Genomic DNA, 19,923 nt, shown 5'->3' on the forward strand with positions numbered 1-19,923 from the left:
GGAGAAACTATGTGCCAACGTGCGATCGCCAATATTGATATCAGTAAAGAGTATGACGAAAGCATGGGCAGTAACGATGTGCATTATCAGTCGTTTGCTCGTATGGCGGACTTCTTTGGTCGTGATATGCAGGCGCATCGCCACGACCAGTTTTTTCAAATGCATTTTCTTGATACCGGGCAGATTGAGCTGCAGCTTGACGATCATCGTTATTCGGTACAGGCGCCGCTATTTGTGCTGACGCCGCCCTCGGTGCCGCATGCTTTTATTACCGAATCGGATAGCGATGGTCACGTTCTGACGGTACGCGAAGAGCTGGTTTGGCCGCTGCTGGAGGTGCTTTATCCCGGTACCAGAGAGGCCTTCGGCCTGCCGGGAATCTGTCTGTCTCTGGCGGATAAACCCAACGAACTGGCGGCGCTCAAACACTACTGGCAACTGATTGAGCGGGAGTCCACGGAACAACTGGCTGGCTGCGAACATACCCTGGTGCTACTGGCGCAGGCGGTATTTACCTTGCTGTTGCGTAATGCGAAGTTGGACGACCACGCCGCAACCGGGATGCGCGGTGAATTGAAACTCTTTCAACGCTTTACCTTGTTGATTGATAATCACTTCCACCAGCACTGGACGGTGCCCGATTATGCCTGCGAGCTGCATATTACCGAATCTCGTCTGACCGATATCTGCCGCCGCTTTGCTAACCGACCTCCTAAACGCCTAATTTTTGATCGGCAATTACGCGAGGCGAAACGACTGCTGCTTTTTTCCGACAATGCAGTCAACGAGATCGCCTGGCAATTAGGTTTTAAAGATCCGGCTTATTTCGCCCGTTTCTTTAATCGTCTTGCTGGCTGTTCTCCCTCGCAGTTTCGTCAACGTGAAGTGCCCCCTTTCCTCAACTAAGAAGAGTAAAAACATGTTTAAAAATCGCGTCGCTATGCTGGCGGTTTGTATGCTGGCGCAAAGCCACCTTGCCATTGCTGCCGGAGCTCCTGCACCTCAAGAGATCAACATTGTTTTACTGGGCACCAAAGGCGGGCCTTCTTTGCTCAATACGGACAGACTACCGCAAGCTACGGCGCTCACTATCGGCGATAAAATATGGCTGATAGATGCCGGCTACGGTGCAAGTCTGCAACTGGTGAAAAATGGCATTCCAGTGCGTAACATCAATACTATTTTGCTCACCCATCTGCATAGCGACCATATACTTGATTATCCTTCATTGTTGATGAATGCCTGGGCGAGTGGTCTTAAAGACCATATCATACAGGTTTATGGCCCGCCGGGAACCCAGGCGATGACGAAGGCTAGCTGGAAAGTCTTTGACAGGGATATCACTCTACGCATGGAAGAGGAGGGGAAACCCGATCCGCGCAAACTGGTTAAGGCGACAGACATCGGTCAGGGCGTCATCTATAGAGATGAACTGGTGACAATAAGCGCGCTGAAGGTGCCTCATTCGCCTTTCCCGGACGGTGAGGCGTTCGCTTACCGCTTTGATACCCAGGGCAAGCGAATTGTCTTCTCTGGCGACACGTCCTGGTTTCCGCCGCTCGCAACATTTGCCCAGGGGGCGGATATCCTGGTACATGAGGCGGTGCATGTCCCTTCGGTAGCAAAACTGGCTGATAGTATTGGCAACGGGAAAACGCTTGCTGAAGCGATTGCTTCGCATCACACCACAATTGAAGACGTAGGCAAGATAGCTCGTGAGGCCCACGTGAAAAAACTGGTATTAAGTCATCTGGTGCCTGCGACGGTTACGGATGACGTCTGGCAGCAGGAAGCCATGAAAAATTACCAGGGCCCTGTCATCGTCGGTCATGACAATATGACGATAAACGTACCGTAAGCATCAGGATAGGGGTAAATCAACGGGCTGGCATTATGTTAGCCCGTTGTGCTTTTGGCGCCCAGCATGACGCGCGGACCTGTTCGTCTGAAACATTATTTTTTCTAAACACTACTTGCTGATTTTTACGCAGAATGAAGGTAAGATAATTGCTCTGGTGAAATATTACTAAATAAGAATGTCACGGTTGGACGTTATATAGTACTAAAAGCAATGCGTTTCTTTGTCTGCCGGCCATTAGTGATATCCTATGTACCGGCTCATCGTTGCCAAAGTGAAGGTTAGTTTAAACGAATCAAACAATATCCGAACTGTACAATTTTTATATCAAAAATATTTAACTGCAAAATACTGCAAACGTGTGCGAATACACTTAATCAGTAGCATAGCTTATGCATATTTTATTTCCTAAACTTTCTTATTATCTATTTGAATATGTCTGGTTAAACCAAATGGACAAACGGATACCAGACATTTGAAAGGATAATTGCAGGCTTCTGGTTTAGGATTGCAGCTACCAGGACAGTGGCTATTTTCTTTAAGCGATTTCCATAATGCAGGATTAAACCTGGTAACGTTGTAAACAGTAACGGGATAAAGTTGAGCGTTTATTAAGACCCCCTTATTAAAAGGTATGATAATGCTGCCTGGAGGCATGTAAACATCTGCCTGATACCATAAGGTCAATCGAAGATTTTTTAGGCTATGTATGCATGAGAAAGATACTCCGGTAGAGGGGCTTATAACTGTATCAACGACCTTCCATTCCATTACAGCAACCTTTTAAGTGAAATAGTCAATGGTGTAAATTATATTTTCCGCAAGCCTATTCAGGATAGATGAAAATCTGAAAAACATAACTCGTTGAAAACGATCGTTTTTTATTGACCACTCTATTTATATTGATTTTTTAATAAGTTATTTATTTTATGAGCTTATTTTGTTTACATTCTATTACATTTTCGTATTTTAGTGGCGGTGTCTATATTGGGCAGCAGTGGCTGTTATAACGCTTAATTATTAAACCGCAAGTGACGGTTGTATTTCTTATTTATAAATACCATAGTCTGTAAACGCAACGGCACATTTTACCAGGCTTTGACAGGGCGAAGGTATGTATCAATTAAAGAGTACAAAACAACGAAAGAATATATTCTTCAGGCAATAAATGTTCGCTGGCGTGTAAAAATAACTGAAGCATCCAAAAAAGGTGAACTGGCGACTGGTCTTTATTTAATCGATGATGTTCTTAATGGTGCATTAATGCATAACATTGGCAGGTCACGTGCGTTGTGAAAGGCCATATTTCTTCAGTAGGAAGCTCGTGTCAGAAGCGTTTGGGTATTTTATCGGGCGCATATAAATCCGGGGTGGGCAGAAAGCCCACCTTCGGTTTATTACTTTTATTCGTGGATTAGGGATGAGAGATAAAGCGAGAAAGGCGCAGCAGCAGTTGTCGGTTTTCTTCGCGCAGCCGGGAATTCTCTTCCAGCAACGTTAACGCAACCGCGATCCCAGGCCAATCCAGCGCCAGCTCCTCACGCAAGCGTAGCGCGCGTTGAACCACGCTCGCCGCGCGATCGTCGAATTGCCAGTTGGCATTATCATCCTCGTAAGGTTCAATCACGCCAAGCCCGACGATTTCGTTCAGTTCCTCCTCCGTTACGCCAGTGTGCAAACAAAATTCGGTAATGGTAAAGGTGACAGTGATGTTAGCCATTATGCTTTCCCCCATTGCTGGCGTGGATCAAAGGACGACTGTGCGTCCGCCAGTTGTTGCCACAGGGCGGCTGTCTTCTCATCAGGTTTCGGCGGCATAACGATTTTGATGACGGCATAGAGATCGCCAGTGTGCTTTTTACTGGCTAATCCTTTGCCTTTGATACGCAGCCGCTGGCCTGCCTGACTACCAGGGGGAATGGTCAGCAAAATGCGCTCTTTAAGCGTTGGCACGGACACCTTAGCGCCGAGCGCCGCCTCCCACGGGGCAAGCGGAAGGACGACTTCCAGATCCTGATTGACGATATCAAAGAGCGGATGCGGGGCAATATGGATAACGAGCCATAAATCGCCATTAGGTCCGCCGTTTTCCCCCGGCGTGCCCTGGCCTTTCAGTCTGATTCGTTGCCCGTTGCTGACGCCAGCCGGGATCTTCACATTCAATGTCCTGGGAATTTCCCGTTCCACCAGGCCGAACGCGTTATAAACGGGGACGGAATAGCTAATCGTACGCTGATGCTCTTCCAGCGTTTCTTCCAGGAATACCGCCACTTCAATTTCGATATCATGACCGCGTGCGGCGTGGCGGTGGTGCGAATGGCGACCGTGCTGACCAAAGATAGACGAGAAAATATCATCAAAATCTTCGGCGTTATACGGCTGGCCTTCGTGTTGCTGGAACTGGCGATTAAATTGTGGATCGTTACGGTGTTGCCATAACTGGTCATACTCGGCGCGCCGTTGCTCATCACTCAGCACTTCCCATGCTTCAGCAACCTCTTTGAAACGGGCTTCGGCATCGGGTTCTTTGCTGACATCAGGATGGTACTTGCGGGCCAGTCGGCGATAGGCGGTCTTAATCGTCTTGAGATCGTCCGTCGGTTTCACGCCCATAATGGCGTAATAATCCTTAAGTTCCATAGCATCATCTCGCTAAATCAATACATACAGAAGGGACCCCAAAAAGGTTTCTCCACTAAGTGTAGGGTAAACCTGAAAAGTGCGTATGAAAACACCAGTTATATCATTAGTAAGAATAAATTACGTGTCCGACTATCAGAAGGTTGCGCAGCGCGCCCACATAACTTTACAGGGGAAAGGTTGCCAAAACCGCGCCAGTGGCTAAGATAACTCGCGTTAAACAGTGAGGGCGTAATGGCGAAACAACAACGGATGGGCTGGTGGTTTCTTTGCCTTGTATGTGTCGTGGTAATGGTTTGTACCGCGCAGCGCATGGCGGGCCTGCACGCCTTGCAGATGCAGGCGACGACGTCTTCAACGCTTGTCAGCGCCCACCCCTCGACGGATGACGCCTCGCCTGTCATCCCCTGTGAATTAAGCGCCAAGTCGCTGCTGGCGGCGCCTCCGGTGCTCTTTGAAGGCGCTATCCTTGCGCTTTGTCTACTGTTTTCCTTACTGGCGGCCGTCCGGGTCATGCGCCTGCCGTTTTCGCCACCACGGGCTATTTCGCCGCCCACATTACGGGTACATCTACGATTTTGTGTCTTCCGTGAATGACAGACCGGTTATTGCTAACGGTTAATTACTCATTCACGGAGAAAAAATATGATGATTTTGTTCAGGCGGATACTGTTCTGCCTGTTATGGCTTTGGCTGCCCGTCTCCTGGGCGGCGGAAAGCGGCTGGCTGCGTTCGCCCGATAACGACCATGCCAGCATACGGCTACGTGCCGATACGTCTGCTAACGGTGAGACCCGGCTGTTGCTGGATGTCAAACTGGAAAACGGCTGGAAAACCTACTGGCGCGCGCCGGGGGAAGGGGGCGTGGCGCCCTCTATCGCCTGGAAAGGCGACATGCTTGAGGTAAGTTGGTTCTGGCCAACCCCCTCGCGCTTTGATGTGGCGAATATCACCACCCAGGGATATCACGACGAGGTGACCTTTCCGATGATCGTGCGCGGTACGCCGCCCGCGACCTTGAACGGCGTGTTGACGTTATCAACCTGCAGCAATGTTTGTCTGTTGACCGATTACCCCTTTTCCGTGACGCCCACTGTGCAGAATGCCGATTTTGCCCATGACTATGCGCGGGCGATGGGTAAAGTTCCGCTACGCAGTGGACTAACGGACTCGCTTGAAGTCGGCTATCGCACGGGAGAACTGGTGGTCACTGCTACGCGAGCGGCGGGCTGGTCATCGCCCGGGCTCTATCTTGACACCATAGATGACGTCGATTTTGGGAAGCCTCGCCTGCGCGTAGAGGGCGACAGGTTACAGGCGACGGTGCCGGTGACGGACAGTTGGGGCGAAAAGGCGCCCGATTTGCGCGACAAATCGCTGACCTTAGTGTTAGCTGACGGCGCTATCGCCCAGGAGAGCACGCAAACCATTGGCGCTGCGTCAGCGTTAACGCCGGACAATGCGGCGCTACCATTCTGGCAGGTGGTATTGATGGCGCTGGTCGGTGGACTGATTCTTAATTTAATGCCCTGCGTACTGCCAGTCCTGGGCATGAAACTTGGTTCCATCTTGTTGGTAGAGGAAAAAAGCCGCTCGCATATCAGGCGACAATTTTTGGCGTCGGTCGCCGGCATTATTGCGTCATTTATGGCGCTGGCGGCGTTTATGACCCTCCTTCGTTTGTCGAACCATGCGCTGGCCTGGGGAGTCCAGTTCCAGAATGTGTGGTTCATTGGTTTTATGACGCTGGTGATGTTGTTATTTAGCGCCAGCCTGTTCGGGCTTTTTGAGTTCCGGCTTCCCTCATCCATGACCACGAAACTTGCCACTTACGGCGGCAATGGTATGTCAGGACATTTCTGGCAGGGCGCGTTCGCAACGCTGCTGGCGACGCCTTGTAGCGCGCCGTTTCTGGGCACGGCGGTCGCGGTGGCGCTCACGGCGTCGCTGCCGACGCTCTGGGGGTTGTTCCTTGCGCTAGGCCTGGGAATGAGCGCGCCGTGGCTACTGGTCGCGATACGACCAGGGCTTGCGCTACGTTTACCGCGCCCCGGGCGTTGGATGAATGTCCTGCGCAGGTTCCTCGGTCTGATGATGCTGGGGTCGGCTATCTGGCTGGCGACGTTACTCCTGCCGCATTTCGGCTTCACTGCGTCAAAGAGCGCGCAAGACACTGTTCAATGGCAACCGTTGAGTGAACAGGCAATCCAGTCGGCGCTGGCGCAGCATAAGCGGGTATTTGTAGATGTCACTGCGGACTGGTGTATTACCTGTAAAGTGAATAAATACAACGTTCTGCAAAAAGAGGATGTACAGGCCGCCTTGCAACAGCCGGATGTTGTGGCGCTGCGGGGAGACTGGACGCTGCCGTCCGATGACATTACTGATTTTCTGAAAACGCGCGGCCAGGTCGCCGTTCCGTTTAATCAGGTGTATGGCCCTGGCTTGCCGGAAGGGGAGGCGTTGCCTACCTTGCTGACCCGCGATGCGGTATTACGAACGTTGAAAAAAGCGAAAGGAATAACCCAATGAAATACATGATTGTTTTACTGCTGGCGCTGTTTTCGACGCTGAGCATCGCGCAAGAAACCGCTCCTTTTACGCCGGAGCAGGAAAAGCAGATTGAAAATCTGATCCATACTGCGTTGTTTAACGATCCTGCCAGCCCGCGAATAGGCGCTAAACACCCTAAGCTGACGCTGGTGAACTTTACGGATTACAACTGCCCGTACTGCAAACAGCTCGATCCGATGCTTGAAAAGATTGTGCAGAAATATCCTGACGTCGCGGTCATTATTAAACCGCTGCCATTCAAAGGAGAGAGCTCGGTACTGGCGGCGCGCATTGCGCTGACCACTTGGCGCGATCATCCGCAACAGTTCCTCTCGCTTCATGAAAAACTCATGCAAAAGCGCGGTTACCATACGGATGGCAGTATCAAACAGGCCCAGCAGAAAGCAGGGACTACGCCAGTGACGCTGGATGAAAAAAGCATGGACACGATACGCACTAATTTGCAGTTGGCGAGGCTGGTCGGCGTGCAGGGCACGCCAGCGACAATTATCGGCGATGAGCTGATTCCCGGCGCCGTTCCCTGGGATACGCTGGAAGAGGTGGTAAAAGAAAAACTGGCGGCTGCCAATGGCGGGTAAACTGCGACGTTGGCTGCGTGAAGCCGCGATTTTTCTGGCGCTTCTCATCGCGGTGATGGTGATCATGGACGTTTGGCGTGCGCCGCAGGTACCTCCGGCGTTCGCCGCTACACCGTTACGTACGCTGACGGAGGAGTCGACAACTCTGGCGGCATTGAGCGAGAAGCGCCCCGTACTGCTCTATTTTTGGGCAAGCTGGTGCGGGGTGTGCCGTCTTACTACGCCTGCGGTCGCTCGCCTGGAGGCAGAGGGGGAAAACGTCATGACCGTTGCGCTCCGCTCTGGCGACGATGCTGAGGTTGCCCGCTGGCTGACGCGCAAGGGCGTTGCCTTTCCGGTCGTCAATGACGCTAACGGCGCCTTATCCGCTCGTTGGGAAATCAGCGTGACGCCGACGCTGGTCGTGGTTTCACAAGGTCGGGTCGTATTCACGACCAGCGGCTGGACCAGTTATTGGGGCATGAAACTTCGACTGTGGTGGGCGAAAACATTCTGAATATGCGCCGGGGCTTCCCGGCGCTACCACGTTTGCTGTAAGAAAACGCCCATTTTGCGAAATCGTTCCCGGAAAAATGATCCGTTTCTGTCACACTTGGAACGATTTGATAACAATAAGAGGTCGTAGGGATGAAAAAATCATTACTCGTTGTTGCTGTGGCTGGGGCTATTTTGTTGTCATCCGCCGTACAGGCGCAGACAACGCCGGAGGGTTATCAATTACAGCAGGTGCTAATGATGAGCCGCCATAATCTGCGGGCGCCGCTGGCGAATAATGGCAGCGTACTGGCGCAGTCGACGCCGAACGCCTGGCCAACGTGGGACGTTCCCGGCGGGCAACTGACGACAAAAGGCGGCGTGCTGGAAGTGTATATGGGGCACTATACGCGTGAATGGCTGGTCGCGCAGGGGCTGATACCGTCGGGAGAATGTCCGGCGCCCGACTCAGTATATGCTTATGCGAATAGTTTGCAGCGCACCGTGGCCACCGCGCAATTTTTCATTACCGGCGCTTTCCCTGGCTGTGATATTCCTGTTCATCATCAGGAAAAAATGGGCGCCATGGACCCTACCTTTAATCCGGTGATCACCGATGATTCCGCCGCGTTCAGGCAACAGGCCGTACAGGCGATGGAAAAAGCGCGGAGTCAGATGCATCTTGATGAGAGTTATAAACTGCTTGAGCAGATAACACATTATCAGGACTCGCCATCCTGCAAAGAGAAGCATCAATGTTCGCTGATCGACGCGAAAGATACCTTTAGTGCCAACTATCAGCAGGAACCGGGCGTTCAGGGGCCGCTGAAAGTGGGGAACTCGTTGGTGGACGCGTTTACCCTACAATATTACGAAGGGTTTCCGTTGGATCAGGTCGCCTGGGGTAAGATCAACACTGATCGACAGTGGAATGTGCTGTCAAAACTGAAAAATGGCTACCAGGACAGCCTGTTTACTTCACCGACGGTGGCGCGTAACATTGCTGCACCGCTGGTGAAATATATCGATAAGGTCTTAGTCGCCGATCGCGTTAGCGCGCCGAAGATTACTGTACTGGTGGGACATGATTCCAATATCGCTTCGCTGCTGACGGCGCTGGATTTTAAACCCTATCAGCTACATGACCAGTATGAGAAAACGCCGATTGGTGGTCAGCTTGTCTTTCAACGCTGGCATGACGGCAAAGCTAACCGGGATTTGATGAAAGTCGAGTATGTCTACCAGAGCGCCAGGCAGTTACGTAATGCGGAAGCGTTAACGCTCAAGTCCCCCGCGCAAAGGGTAACGCTGGAACTGAAAGGATGTCCGGTGGATGCGAACGGCTTCTGTCCGCTTGACAAGTTCGATAACGTCATGAATGCAGCCGCAAAATAGCAACCTGCCCCCGCGCAGGCGGGGGCGTTTGCCTTATACGTTCTTACGTTCGATGGTCTGTTCGCCCCAGAAGAGCGACTCTTTGTCCGTTTTCTCAAAGGCTTTGATCAGCACCTCATCGCTACCTTCTTCCCATATTTTTTCTGCCAGTTTCTCGTCATAGTTAGCGACTTCAAAAATGGCTTCGGCAATTTCCGGCGACGTATTGCGCAGGCTTGCCCATTCGCCGACGCGATGCGTTTTTGCTTCTTGAGTTGGCATTCGAATCCTCCTGTTGAAGATTAGCCGTTGAGTTTGACTGCCAGACCGGCGACGTATTCCCCCTGATAGCGGGCGATAGAGAGTTCCTCCTGGCTTGGCTGGCGTGAACCGTCGCCTCCGGCGATAGTCGTCGCGCCGTAAGGCGTGCCGCCGCGTACCTGAGAGACGTCAAATAGCTCTTGCGCGGCATAGCCGATCGGGACAATCACCATCCCATGATGGGCAAGCGTAGTCCAGGTTGAGGTGATGGTCTGCTCCTGACCGCCGCCCGTTCCGGTAGAACTAAACACACTACCGAGTTTGCCGTATAGCGCGCCTGATGCCCACAGGCCGCCGGTTTGATCCAGGAAGGTACGCATCTGGCCTGACATATTGCCAAACCGGGTTGGCGTACCAAAGATAATCGCATCGTAATCCGCCAACTCCTGCGGGGTGGCAACAGGTGCGTTTTGCGTTTTACCGCCAGCTTTTGCGAAGATTTCAGGCGGCATCGTTTCTGGCACACGCTTTATAATGACCTCTGCGCCGTCGACTTTCTTTGCCCCTTCCGCCACCGCGTGCGCCATGGTTTCAATGTGTCCGTACATGGAATAATAGAGCACCAGAATCTTTGCCATTTGTACTACTCCTCAGATTAATCATGCGTGTAGCGATTCGCTACATCTATTTAAAGATATGCCCTCCTGTGAAGAGTGCAAATTTTAGCGCCATTTCTTTGATTTATAACAATAATTGCTTTTTGCAGTCTTTGTTGCAAAATGATACATTTTTACGCACTTTGATTTCTCTAATCATAAGAGTGACTTATTTGTTACTTATGGTTATTATTCTAAGTGTGCGGATTTTGATGTTGCAGAATATTTCGGTAAGCGTCACATCACGGTGATTTTCACTACGCTTAATTTTACGCAGCGCTAATGATGGCATCGTTCATACGCTGCGCGAGGATATACTCCTCACTACCTATGCAATATGATGTCTAATCTATGACGGAGGTCAGTAATGGCAAACCATCGTGGCGGTTCCGGTAATTTTGCGGAAGACCGCGAAAGAGCATCAGAAGCAGGTCGTAAAGGTGGGCAGCACAGCGGGGGCAATTTTAAGAATGACCCGCAGCGCGCATCCGAAGCAGGCAAAAAAGGGGGCAAAAGTAGTACCCGTAATAGCTAGCCTGCGTCAAAACAGCAAGACGCGTAGCGTCTCGTGTTAAAGAGCGTCATGCGCCACCGCCGCCGGATTTCCGGCGGTTTTTGGTTTATAAGCCGGATTTGGTATGCTTGCGTCCTGACAAAAAGGAGAGGGCGCATGTCGCAACGCACAGAGAAAAAAATCGGTAAACGTTCGCAGGCCGTCAGTGCAAAACGGCGGCTTATTTTAACGGCCGCGCTCGCTGTTTTTTCCCAGTATGGCATTCATGGCGCGCGCCTAGAGCAGGTCGCCGAGCGGGCAGGCGTCTCCAAAACCAATCTGCTTTATTATTATCCCTCGAAAGAAGCGCTGTATGTCGCGGTAATGCGGCAGATCCTGGATGTCTGGCTGGCGCCGCTCAAGGCGTTTCGCGCAGAATTTTCCCCTCTGGAGGCCATCAAAGAGTATATCCGTCTCAAGCTGGAAGTTTCGCGTGATTATCCGCAGGCGTCGCGGCTCTTCTGCATGGAGATGCTGGCGGGCGCGCCGCTCTTAATGGATGAACTGACCGGCGATCTAAAAGCGTTGATAGATGAAAAATCCGCGCTGATTGCCGGATGGGTGCACAGCGGGAAACTGGCGCCCGTTTCCCCACACCATTTGATCTTCATGATTTGGGCCGCCACGCAACATTACGCCGATTTTGCCCCTCAGGTTGAAGCGGTAACCGGCGCGACGCTTCGCGATGAAGCCTTTTTCAATCAAACGGTCGAAAGCGTTCAGCGCATTATTATTGAAGGGATTCGCGTGCGTTAACCGGCCGGCGGCAGTGGGCAGCTCAAATCACCCTCTTCACATTGCAGCAGCGAGGCTAAAAATGCTTCGCGTTCGTTCGTTTTATCGGTCAGGCACTGGCTGGCGATCATGGGTTGCACGCTGCCGCCCTCCGTACCTGAGCGAATCAACGCGCAATCGGCGTCCCGCAGGGCAATCCATGCCACCTGCGCTTTTTGCAACAGCTCGCGCTGCGGCGGTTGCGCACGCTTAATCGCGCTTTGATAGGTTTCGTTCAGCTTTTTATCTGCCGCCTGGTATTGCGCGGCGGCGCAGCGATTCATTTCCAGCTGCGTACTGGCGCTGGCACACTCATCGGCCAACGCCTGACTGCTGAACAACAACGCAGCGCAGGTAAGGAAAATTCGTTTCATACGGTCCTCTGACGCGAGTAAAAAGGCTCCATTGACGGAGCCTTAATTAACCACAGTATTAGCCAATTGTCATCAGGCTGGCATTACCGCCAGCGGCGGCAGTGTTTACACTCAGCGAACGTTCAATATAGAGCCGTTCCAGCAGCATATTGCTTTCGCCGCGGGCGAACCCCTGTACCGACACTATCGCGCCTTCGCGGGCGGCGACGGCTTCGCACACGGTTCGCAGCTTGTCGGAGTCGCCGTGGAAAATCACCGCGTCAAACGGCTGCGCCATCAGCGTTTCCGCTTTCGCAAACTGGACACGCGCCGCGACGGCGGCAGGGAGACGTTTCGCCAGATCGCGGTGGAAGGCGTCGTCTGACCATAGCGCCTGACTGCCGACGGCGAGAACGGCGGCAAGCTGCGCCAGCGCGTCCTGTTCATCATCAGCCAGGCATAACACCCGTTCACGCGGCAACAGCGTCCAGGTATTGCGCTCGCCGGTCGGCCCCGGTAGCAGGCGCTGCGTGCCGGCCTGCGCCAGATCGGCGAATTGTCGGCAGAGCGTCTGTAGCGCCGGGCGATCCGCCGCCCATTGCGTCAGGGTGGTCAACGGCGCGAGTAGCGTGGTTTTAAGCTGCGCATCCACCGGGTAACGCGCATCCTGACGAGTAAGCGTCATATTGAGCGCATTGGGCGGGCGGTGTGCCAGTAGGCGGTAGAGATAGAGCGGTCCTCCCGCTTTTGGCCCGGTGCCGGACAGTCCTTCACCGCCAAACGGCTGGACGCCGACGACCGCGCCCACCATATTACGGTTAACGTACAGGTTGCCGACATGGGCGGAACCGGTGACTTGCGCAATGGTTTCATCAATACGGGTATGTACGCCCAGCGTTAGCCCGTAGCCGGAAGCGTTAATCTGTTCGATAAGCTCCGCCAGATGGTTACGGTTATAACGCACGACGTGCAGCACGGGCCCGAAGACCTCTTTTTCCAGTTCTGCGAAGTTTTCCAGCTCAATAAGCGTGGGCATAACAAACGTACCGGTCTGCCATTCTTGCGCGTCATCGCTGTTTTCACGCGCTGCCTGGAAAACCGGGCGGCCTTTGGCGCGCATCGTCTGGATATGACGTTCAATGTTGGCTTTGGCCTCGCTATCGATCACCGGCCCGATATCGGTCGTCAGACGGCCTGGATTCCCCATCCGACACTCCGCCATCGCGCCGCGTAACATTTTCAGCGTATGTTCGGCGATATCGTCCTGCAAACACAGCACACGGAGCGCGGAACAGCGTTGTCCGGCACTGTCGAAAGCGGAAGCCAGCACATCCACGACCACCTGCTCGGTGAGCGCGGAAGAGTCGACAATCATAGCGTTCATACCGCCGGTTTCCGCAATCAATGGAATGGGGCGGCCCTGGGCATCAAGACGCGTGGCGATGTTGCGCTGCAACAACGTCGCGACCTCCGTGGAACCGGTAAACATCACGCCGCGTACACGCGCATCGGCGGTAAGCTGGGCGCCGACGGTTTCTCCCCGTCCCGGCAACAGTTGCACGACGCCCGGCGGTACGCCCGCTTCCAGCAAAATGGCAATGCCCTGGGCGGCAATCAACGATGTCTGCTCTGCCGGTTTCGCCAGAACGCTGTTACCTGCCGCCAGCGCGGCGGCGATTTGGCCGGTGAAAATGGCCAGCGGGAAGTTCCACGGACTGATGCAGACCACCGGCCCTAACGGGCGATGCGTTTCGTTATCGAAATCGTCACGCACTTGACCGGCATAATAATGGAGGAAGTCTACCGCTTCGCGCACTTCGGCAATGGCGTTGCTGAACGTTTTCCCCGCTTCACGCACCAACAGGCCAATCAACTGCTGCATTTGGTCTTCCATCAATACCGCCGCCCGCTGCAAAATGGCGGCGCGTTCTTGCGGCGGCGTCGCAAACCAAACCGGCGCCTGATTGACCGCGTTTTGCAACGCCTGGTCAACCTCGCTTTCTGTCGCTTCGCGTCCCCAGCCGACAATATCTTTCGGTTCCGCCGGGTTGATAACCGGCGTCATCTCACCGTCGGCCACTGGTTGTTCCAGCACAGGTTTGGCCTGCCATTTCTGCATGGCGTTGCTTAACAGGGCAGAAGAAAGCGAGGCGAGGCGATGTTCATTCGCTAAATCAAGTCCGGCGGAGTTTATCCGACCTTCGCCGTACAGATCGCGCGGCAGCGGAATTTTCGGATGCGGTATGCCAGCCTGACCTTCCTGCTGCGCCAGTTTTTCCACGGCCTCGACCGGGTCGGCCACCAGTTCATCGAGCGGTAGGGTGGCATCGGCGATACGGTTGACAAAAGAGGTGTTGGCGCCGTTTTCCAGCAGGCGTCGTACCAGATAGGCCAGCAGGGTTTCGTGTGTTCCCACCGGCGCGTAAATACGGCAGGGACGGTTAAGTTTTCCGTCCGCTACTTTACCGGTGACCTGTTCATACAGCGGTTCTCCCATGCCGTGCAGGCACTGGAATTCGTACTGACCTGGATAGTAATTTTGCCCGGCCAGATGATAAATCGCCGCCAGTGTGTGGGCGTTATGGGTCGCAAACTGCGGGTAAATCAGGTTAGGTACGGCGAGCAATTTTTTCGCGCAGGCCAGATAAGAGACATCGGTATACACTTTGCGGGTATAAACCGGATAGCCCTCCAGCCCTTCCATTTGCGCGCGTTTGATCTCGCTATCCCAGTAGGCGCCTTTCACCAGACGAATCATCAGCCGACGGCGGCTACGGGAGGCCAGATCGACTAAATAATCAATGACCAGCGGGCAGCGTTTTTGGTAAGCCTGGATCACAAAGCCAATGCCGTTCCAGCCCGCCAGTTCGGGTTCGAAGCAGAGTTTTTCCAGCAGATCGAGCGAGATCTCCAGACGATCCGCCTCTTCGGCGTCGATATTGAGACCGATATCATACTGGCGCGCCAGCAGCGTCAGGGATTTCAGGCGCGGATAAAGCTCCTCCATTACCCGATCGTATTGCGCGCGACTATAGCGTGGATGCAGGGCGGACAGCTTAATTGAGATGCCTGGCCCTTCGTAAATACCGCGACCGTTAGACGCTTTGCCGATGGCATGAATCGCTTGCTGGTAAGAGACCATATAGGCTTGCGCATCGGCGGCGGTCAACGCGGCTTCGCCCAGCATATCGTAAGAATAGCGGAACCCTTTCTCTTCCAGCTTGCGGGCATTCGCCAGCGCCTGCGCAATGGTTTCGCCGGTGACGAACTGCTCGCCCATCAAACGCATCGCCATGTCGACGCCTTTACGGATTAACGGTTCGCCGCTCTTGCCGATGATGCGGTTTAGTGAGCGCGAAAGATTGGCTTCGTTATGCGTTGAGACCAGTCGGCCGGTAAAGAGCAGCCCCCAGGTAGCGGCGTTTACAAACAGCGACGGGCTACGGCCAATATGCGACTGCCAGTTGCCATTGCTGATTTTGTCGCGAATTAACGCATCGCGTGTCGCTTTGTCGGGAATACGCAGCAGCGCTTCCGCCAGACACATCAGCGCTACGCCTTCTTGTGAAGAGAGGGAAAACTCCTGTAACAGGCCTTGCACCATACCCGCGCGACCGCTGGCGGATTTTTGATTGCGCAATTTCTCCGCCAGTTGATACGCCAGTTTATGCGCTTGTTCAGCGACAGGCGGCGACAGGCGAGCCTGTTCCATTAGCATTGACACCGCATCGGTTTCCGGGCGGCGCCAGGCGGCAGTGATGGCGGCACGAGAGACGGATTGGGGAAGAATCTGTTCGGCAAACTCCAGAAAGGGCTGATGCGGCTCATCCTGCGGCACGGTCGGCTCCTCGCTTTCATTTGCCGCGCCGGCAAACAACGCCGGCAACTCCGGCAGCGTATCGCTATTTTCCAGTTTGTCCAGATAACTAAAGATCGCCTGTTTGATTAACCAGTGCGGTGTGCGATCGATACGCGAGGCGGCCGTTTTGATCCGCTCGCGCGTGGCGTCGTCCAGCTTAACCCCCATCGTGGTGGTTCCCATACCCTCTGCTCCTGTTGTTCGCTATATCTGCTAACTGATAGTTAGCAGAAAATATCCACCATGTTGCAACTTTGTGCAACCGTGTTAAATGTGACCTACGTTGCAAGCTTAAAAATGAATAAATTGTTAAAAAAAGAAAGAGCGAGTCTGACGGGAAAACCATCTAAATTTATTTTCTCTGCGGTAGTTAACACTTTTAAAAGGTGCAACCGCAAAAAATGTGAGAGAGTGCAACCTGGAGAAAAATAGTATCCCTCTGCAATCAAATTTGATGTAAATGGTGTGTTAAATAGATTGTGAATAACCACCGCTTCCGGCAGGATACGGTCGCCCTGGTAAACATAACCCCCTTGCTACGTTCCGGCAGGGTACAAAACGGCACGCTACGGTAGTGCCAATAAATAAATCTGGAGAACTTGATGGCTATTAGCACACCGATGTTGGTGACATTCTGTGTCTATATTTTGGGCATGTTATTGATTGGGTTTATCGCATGGCGCTCAACCAAAAACTTTGATGACTATATTCTTGGCGGTCGCAGCCTGGGGCCGTTTGTTACGGCTTTATCAGCCGGCGCGTCGGATATGAGCGGCTGGCTGTTAATGGGGTTGCCTGGCGCTATCTTTCTGTCGGGGATCTCTGAAAGCTGGATCGCCATTGGCCTGACGTTAGGCGCATGGATTAACTGGAAGCTGGTGGCCGGACGCCTGCGCGTGCATACCGAATTTAACAATAATGCGCTCACGCTGCCGGATTATTTTACCGGTCGGTTTGAGGATAAAAGCCGAGTCCTGCGTATTATTTCCGCGTTGGTTATTCTGCTGTTTTTCACGATCTATTGCGCATCAGGTATTGTCGCCGGGGCACGACTGTTCGAAAGCACCTTCGGTATGAGCTATGAAACCGCTCTGTGGGCGGGGGCTGCGGCAACCATCATTTATACGTTTATTGGCGGGTTCCTTGCCGTTAGCTGGACGGATACCGTTCAGGCCAGCCTGATGATTTTTGCCTTAATCCTGACGCCGGTGATGGTGATCGTCGGCGTAGGCGGTTTTAGCGAGTCGCTGGAAGTGATCAAACAAAAGAGCATTGAGAACGTCGACATGCTCAAGGGGCTGAATTTTGTCGCCATTATTTCCCTGATGGGGTGGGGGCTGGGTTACTTCGGTCAGCCACATATCCTGGCGCGCTTTATGGCGGCGGATTCTCATCACAGTATTGTTCATGCGCGTCGTATCAGTATGACCTGGATGATTCTGTGTCTGGCGGGCGCAGTTGCGGTGGGCTTCTTTGGCATTGCGTACTTTAACAATAACCCAGCGCTGGCCGGGGCGGTGAACCAAAACTCAGAACGCGTATTTATTGAACTGGCGCAGATCCTGTTTAACCCGTGGATTGCTGGTATTCTCCTGTCTGCTATCCTGGCGGCGGTGATGTCGACGTTGAGCTGCCAGTTGCTGGTATGTTCCAGCGCGATTACGGAAGATTTGTATAAGGCTTTTCTGCGTAAAAGCGCCAGCCAGCAAGAGCTGGTGTGGGTAGGGCGAGTAATGGTGCTGGTGGTGGCGCTGATCGCCATTGCGCTGGCGGCGAATCCCGATAACCGTGTGCTGGGGCTGGTGAGCTACGCCTGGGCTGGGTTTGGCGCGGCATTTGGGCCTGTTGTCCTGTTCTCGGTGATGTGGTCGCGTATGACACGTAACGGCGCGCTGGCGGGAATGATCATCGGCGCGGTCACGGTTATCGTCTGGAAACAATATGGCTGGCTGGGTCTGTATGAGATCATCCCCGGCTTCATTTTCGGCAGTATGGGTATCGTAGTCTTTAGCCTGCTTGGCAAAGCGCCGACAGCGGCGATACAGGAGCGCTTTGCAAAAGCGGACGCGCATTATCATGCAGCGCCGCCGTCGAAGCTACAGGCGGAATAGCCGACATGCCCGATAACGTTATTGCGTTTCGGGCGTATTTTACCAGGCGGTGTTATACGCCTGCCTGGTCCCCTGATAAATCCCAGACCGGTTCCACTAGCGATAACTGCGCTTTGGCTTCCAGCGTACTGAGCGTACAGGGCATAAATAATTCCCGCAGTTTCTCTTTCATCACTTCGAGGCCAGCCTTCTGTATCGCCTCATCGGAAGCGAATTCAGACGAGCCGCGCGTTTTCAGCTTCGCATGGATTCGGCTCTGAAATTCTTCGCTAACCGTAAAGGCGTTTTTTTCGCTTTCCGCAGCGCCCCAGGCGGCAGGATTAAGCCGTTTGAGCATAGCCTGCCACGGCTCCCACAGGCTAAGCCATTCCAGGAAGCGTTGATTTTCTGCCGTCTGAACCTGCGTTTTTGCCGCTTTTACCTCTTCTGCTGTCAGATATGAACAGGTGAAGAAATACATATCCGGTACGACTTGCGTCAGATGAAGCGCATGTTGTAGCTCGGTTTGGTATCCCAGCAGGACTTCTAAATCCTCATCAAAGTGTTCGTGCGCATGCCGAATTTGGATGATTTTCTGACTGGCAATCTCAGTAAGCAATTCCATACGGAATACCTCGCGGGCGAGGCTGATCATTTTGCCGAGATTCTGTTCGGTGCCGAGTTGCTCAACGGTGTAAGCCATTTCCGCGATGCGCATGTTGTTCCAGCTCAGCGAGATGCGATCGTCACAGCGTGCCGTTGTTTCCAACGCGCACATAAATAACTTTTCGCGTAATCCGGGGGAGGCGGCTAAGCGGATCAGGCAATGCATGACCTGATGCCTGAAGGTCTCATACTTCGAATCGGCGTAACGGTTGCGTAACCTGTCCAGAAACTCACTGAAAATGCCGGCGTTTGTTTCATGAGTGATCTCTCTGAAGCGTTCACGAATATCGCGTTGTTGGACGGCCGGAAACCAGTCTGCGGCACTGTCCGTCAACGGACGAGCAGCACCTGCCGCGCCGCCCTCATAGGGGCTATTATTAAGTGAAGTTAGTGAGGGCGGCAAAATGGGAAATTGTAGAAGCGGATTTTCCAGATAATTAAGTTCGTCCAGGTTAAAAGGTAATGCTGGAATTACCCGGAGCTGATTACGTGGGCAGATGAGAGAATTTAGCGACTCTGGTAAGTCTGGCAGTGTTTCTAACTGACACTCTGCACAGTTGAGCGAATAGAGTGAGGCAGGTAAATCAGGTAAATTAGGCAGTGGGTTTTTTGAGCAAATCAGAGTGAGTAGGGATTCTGGTAGAGCAGGAAGCGACTCAAAACCATTGTTTGTGCAGGTAAGGTACTTGAGCGACATGGGGAGTAAGGGGAGTCCTTCCAGAGGATTCCATGAGCAGGTGAGTTCTTCCAGAGAGTCTGGCAATGAAGGCAGTTTTTTCAGATTGCAGGATGAACAGATAAGCTTTTTCAACGAGCCGGGTAAAGGTGGCAATAGTTCCAGTAGATTAAACGAACAGATGAGTATTTGTAATGATTCAGGCAGCTCCGGGAGCGAGGAGAGATGATTATCATTAGCGAGTAGTGTGGTAATCAATGGCGGTAGCTCCGGCAGCGAACTCAAGTTGAGTTCGCTGAGATCTAACAGGCTTTCCTCTTTTTCCAGACAGGCCAGTAATCTTTCGACCGCCATCTCCCTCAATTCATGGCCTCCCAGGGGCGCTTCCCGTGCCCAGGCCCGCCAGATAGTGATCTTCTCCCTGAAAACAGTACCAGTCTAAACTGAAGTAGCCGGTCTTTCTTTCACCTCACAGAGAGGCGCATTGCCATGAAAAAGACCCGTTATACCGAAGAACAGATTGCGTTTGCACTGAAA

18 protein-coding genes are annotated in these 19,923 nt (G+C 53.0%); 10 read left to right on the plus strand and 8 right to left on the minus strand.

Features of this window, described 5'->3' with window-relative positions; genetic code table 11:
* The first annotated feature begins 9 nt into the window (after nucleotides 1-9).
* Entirely contained in the window at nucleotides 10-906 is an 897-nt protein-coding gene (gene hpaA, locus F4V61_RS16955) for a 4-hydroxyphenylacetate catabolism regulatory protein HpaA (RefSeq protein ID WP_000336601.1), read from the plus strand.
* A 13-nt stretch (nucleotides 907-919) separates the two neighbouring features.
* Nucleotides 920-1,858 (plus strand): MBL fold metallo-hydrolase, encoded by a 939-nt coding sequence (locus tag F4V61_RS16960; RefSeq protein WP_012210282.1) that lies wholly within the window; start codon nucleotides 920-922, stop codon nucleotides 1,856-1,858.
* A 408-nt stretch (nucleotides 1,859-2,266) separates the two neighbouring features.
* Here the strand turns inward: F4V61_RS16960 and F4V61_RS16965 are convergent, their stop codons facing one another.
* The 3 genes from F4V61_RS16965 to cbpA all read right to left on the minus strand — a co-directional run bounded on the left by F4V61_RS16965 (nucleotide 2,267) and on the right by cbpA (nucleotide 4,498).
* The gene (locus F4V61_RS16965; protein WP_080160825.1) at nucleotides 2,267-2,629 is read right to left on the minus strand and encodes an anti-adapter protein IraM; all 363 of its coding nucleotides are present in this window, start codon (nucleotides 2,627-2,629) and stop codon (nucleotides 2,267-2,269) included.
* Nucleotides 2,630-3,272: 643 nt separating this feature from the next.
* Nucleotides 3,273-3,578, minus strand: coding sequence for a chaperone modulator CbpM (gene cbpM, locus F4V61_RS16970; protein WP_001284252.1), 306 nt, complete (start codon nucleotides 3,576-3,578; stop codon nucleotides 3,273-3,275).
* Nucleotides 3,578-4,498 (minus strand): curved DNA-binding protein, encoded by a 921-nt coding sequence (gene cbpA, locus F4V61_RS16975; RefSeq protein WP_000420607.1) that lies wholly within the window; start codon nucleotides 4,496-4,498, stop codon nucleotides 3,578-3,580. Before cbpA ends, cbpM begins: the two co-directional genes overlap by 1 nt.
* A 234-nt stretch (nucleotides 4,499-4,732) precedes the next feature.
* On the opposite strand from cbpA, the gene F4V61_RS16980 reads away from it, so the two are divergent.
* The 5 genes from F4V61_RS16980 to agp all read left to right on the plus strand — a co-directional run bounded on the left by F4V61_RS16980 (nucleotide 4,733) and on the right by agp (nucleotide 9,519).
* Entirely contained in the window at nucleotides 4,733-5,095 is a 363-nt protein-coding gene (locus F4V61_RS16980; protein WP_080160824.1) for a copper resistance protein, read from the plus strand.
* 48 nt (nucleotides 5,096-5,143) lie between these two features.
* On the plus strand, nucleotides 5,144-7,030 hold the full coding sequence (locus tag F4V61_RS16985; RefSeq protein WP_080160823.1) for a protein-disulfide reductase DsbD family protein: 1,887 nt from the start codon (nucleotides 5,144-5,146) through the stop codon (nucleotides 7,028-7,030).
* Nucleotides 7,027-7,650 carry a DsbA family protein gene (locus tag F4V61_RS16990; RefSeq protein ID WP_080160822.1) on the plus strand — a complete coding sequence of 208 codons (624 nt, stop codon included), beginning with the start codon at nucleotides 7,027-7,029 and terminating at the stop codon, nucleotides 7,648-7,650. The genes F4V61_RS16985 and F4V61_RS16990 overlap by 4 nt, the downstream gene beginning before the upstream one ends.
* Nucleotides 7,640-8,146: a protein disulfide oxidoreductase gene (locus F4V61_RS16995; protein ID WP_080160821.1), complete on the plus strand. Its 507-nt coding sequence runs from the start codon at nucleotides 7,640-7,642 to the stop codon at nucleotides 8,144-8,146. Before F4V61_RS16990 ends, F4V61_RS16995 begins: the two co-directional genes overlap by 11 nt.
* A 131-nt stretch (nucleotides 8,147-8,277) precedes the next feature.
* Nucleotides 8,278-9,519 (plus strand): bifunctional glucose-1-phosphatase/inositol phosphatase, encoded by a 1,242-nt coding sequence (gene agp, locus F4V61_RS17000; RefSeq protein WP_038396213.1) that lies wholly within the window; start codon nucleotides 8,278-8,280, stop codon nucleotides 9,517-9,519.
* Nucleotides 9,520-9,552: 33 nt separating this feature from the next.
* Here agp and F4V61_RS17005 read toward each other — a convergent pair whose 3' ends face one another.
* Both F4V61_RS17005 and wrbA read right to left on the minus strand, forming a co-directional pair.
* Nucleotides 9,553-9,780, minus strand: coding sequence for a YccJ family protein (locus tag F4V61_RS17005; RefSeq protein ID WP_001143129.1), 228 nt, complete (start codon nucleotides 9,778-9,780; stop codon nucleotides 9,553-9,555).
* Between the two features lie 20 nt (nucleotides 9,781-9,800).
* Nucleotides 9,801-10,397 carry an NAD(P)H:quinone oxidoreductase gene (gene wrbA / locus F4V61_RS17010; protein WP_001062898.1) on the minus strand — a complete coding sequence of 199 codons (597 nt, stop codon included), beginning with the start codon at nucleotides 10,395-10,397 and terminating at the stop codon, nucleotides 9,801-9,803.
* A 385-nt stretch (nucleotides 10,398-10,782) separates the two neighbouring features.
* Here wrbA and F4V61_RS17015 point away from each other — a divergent pair, with 385 nt between their 5' ends.
* Nucleotides 10,783-10,950 (plus strand): general stress protein, encoded by a 168-nt coding sequence (locus F4V61_RS17015; protein WP_038396211.1) that lies wholly within the window; start codon nucleotides 10,783-10,785, stop codon nucleotides 10,948-10,950.
* Between the two features lie 135 nt (nucleotides 10,951-11,085).
* Complete coding sequence (gene rutR, locus F4V61_RS17020) at nucleotides 11,086-11,724, plus strand: HTH-type transcriptional regulator RutR (protein ID WP_000083134.1); 639 nt, start codon at nucleotides 11,086-11,088, stop codon at nucleotides 11,722-11,724.
* On the opposite strand, the gene F4V61_RS17025 is transcribed toward rutR, so the two are convergent.
* Nucleotides 11,721-12,116, minus strand: a complete 396-nt coding sequence (locus tag F4V61_RS17025) for a lysozyme inhibitor LprI family protein (protein ID WP_000821059.1) — start codon at nucleotides 12,114-12,116, stop codon at nucleotides 11,721-11,723. The genes rutR and F4V61_RS17025 overlap by 4 nt on opposite strands.
* Before the next feature lie 58 nt (nucleotides 12,117-12,174).
* On the minus strand, nucleotides 12,175-16,137 hold the full coding sequence (gene putA, locus F4V61_RS17030) for a trifunctional transcriptional regulator/proline dehydrogenase/L-glutamate gamma-semialdehyde dehydrogenase (protein WP_080160820.1): 3,963 nt from the start codon (nucleotides 16,135-16,137) through the stop codon (nucleotides 12,175-12,177).
* A 419-nt stretch (nucleotides 16,138-16,556) separates the two neighbouring features.
* Here putA and putP point away from each other — a divergent pair, with 419 nt between their 5' ends.
* The gene (gene putP / locus F4V61_RS17035) at nucleotides 16,557-18,065 is read left to right on the plus strand and encodes a sodium/proline symporter PutP (protein WP_058345495.1); all 1,509 of its coding nucleotides are present in this window, start codon (nucleotides 16,557-16,559) and stop codon (nucleotides 18,063-18,065) included.
* Between the two features lie 52 nt (nucleotides 18,066-18,117).
* Here the strand turns inward: putP and F4V61_RS17040 are convergent, their stop codons facing one another.
* Nucleotides 18,118-19,740 (minus strand): NEL-type E3 ubiquitin ligase domain-containing protein, encoded by a 1,623-nt coding sequence (locus F4V61_RS17040; RefSeq protein ID WP_249041810.1) that lies wholly within the window; start codon nucleotides 19,738-19,740, stop codon nucleotides 18,118-18,120.
* Between the last annotated feature and the right edge of the window lie 183 nt (nucleotides 19,741-19,923).

It is taken from the genome of Salmonella enterica subsp. arizonae, from assembly GCF_008692845.1.
GTDB classification, from domain to species: domain Bacteria; phylum Pseudomonadota; class Gammaproteobacteria; order Enterobacterales; family Enterobacteriaceae; genus Salmonella; species Salmonella arizonae.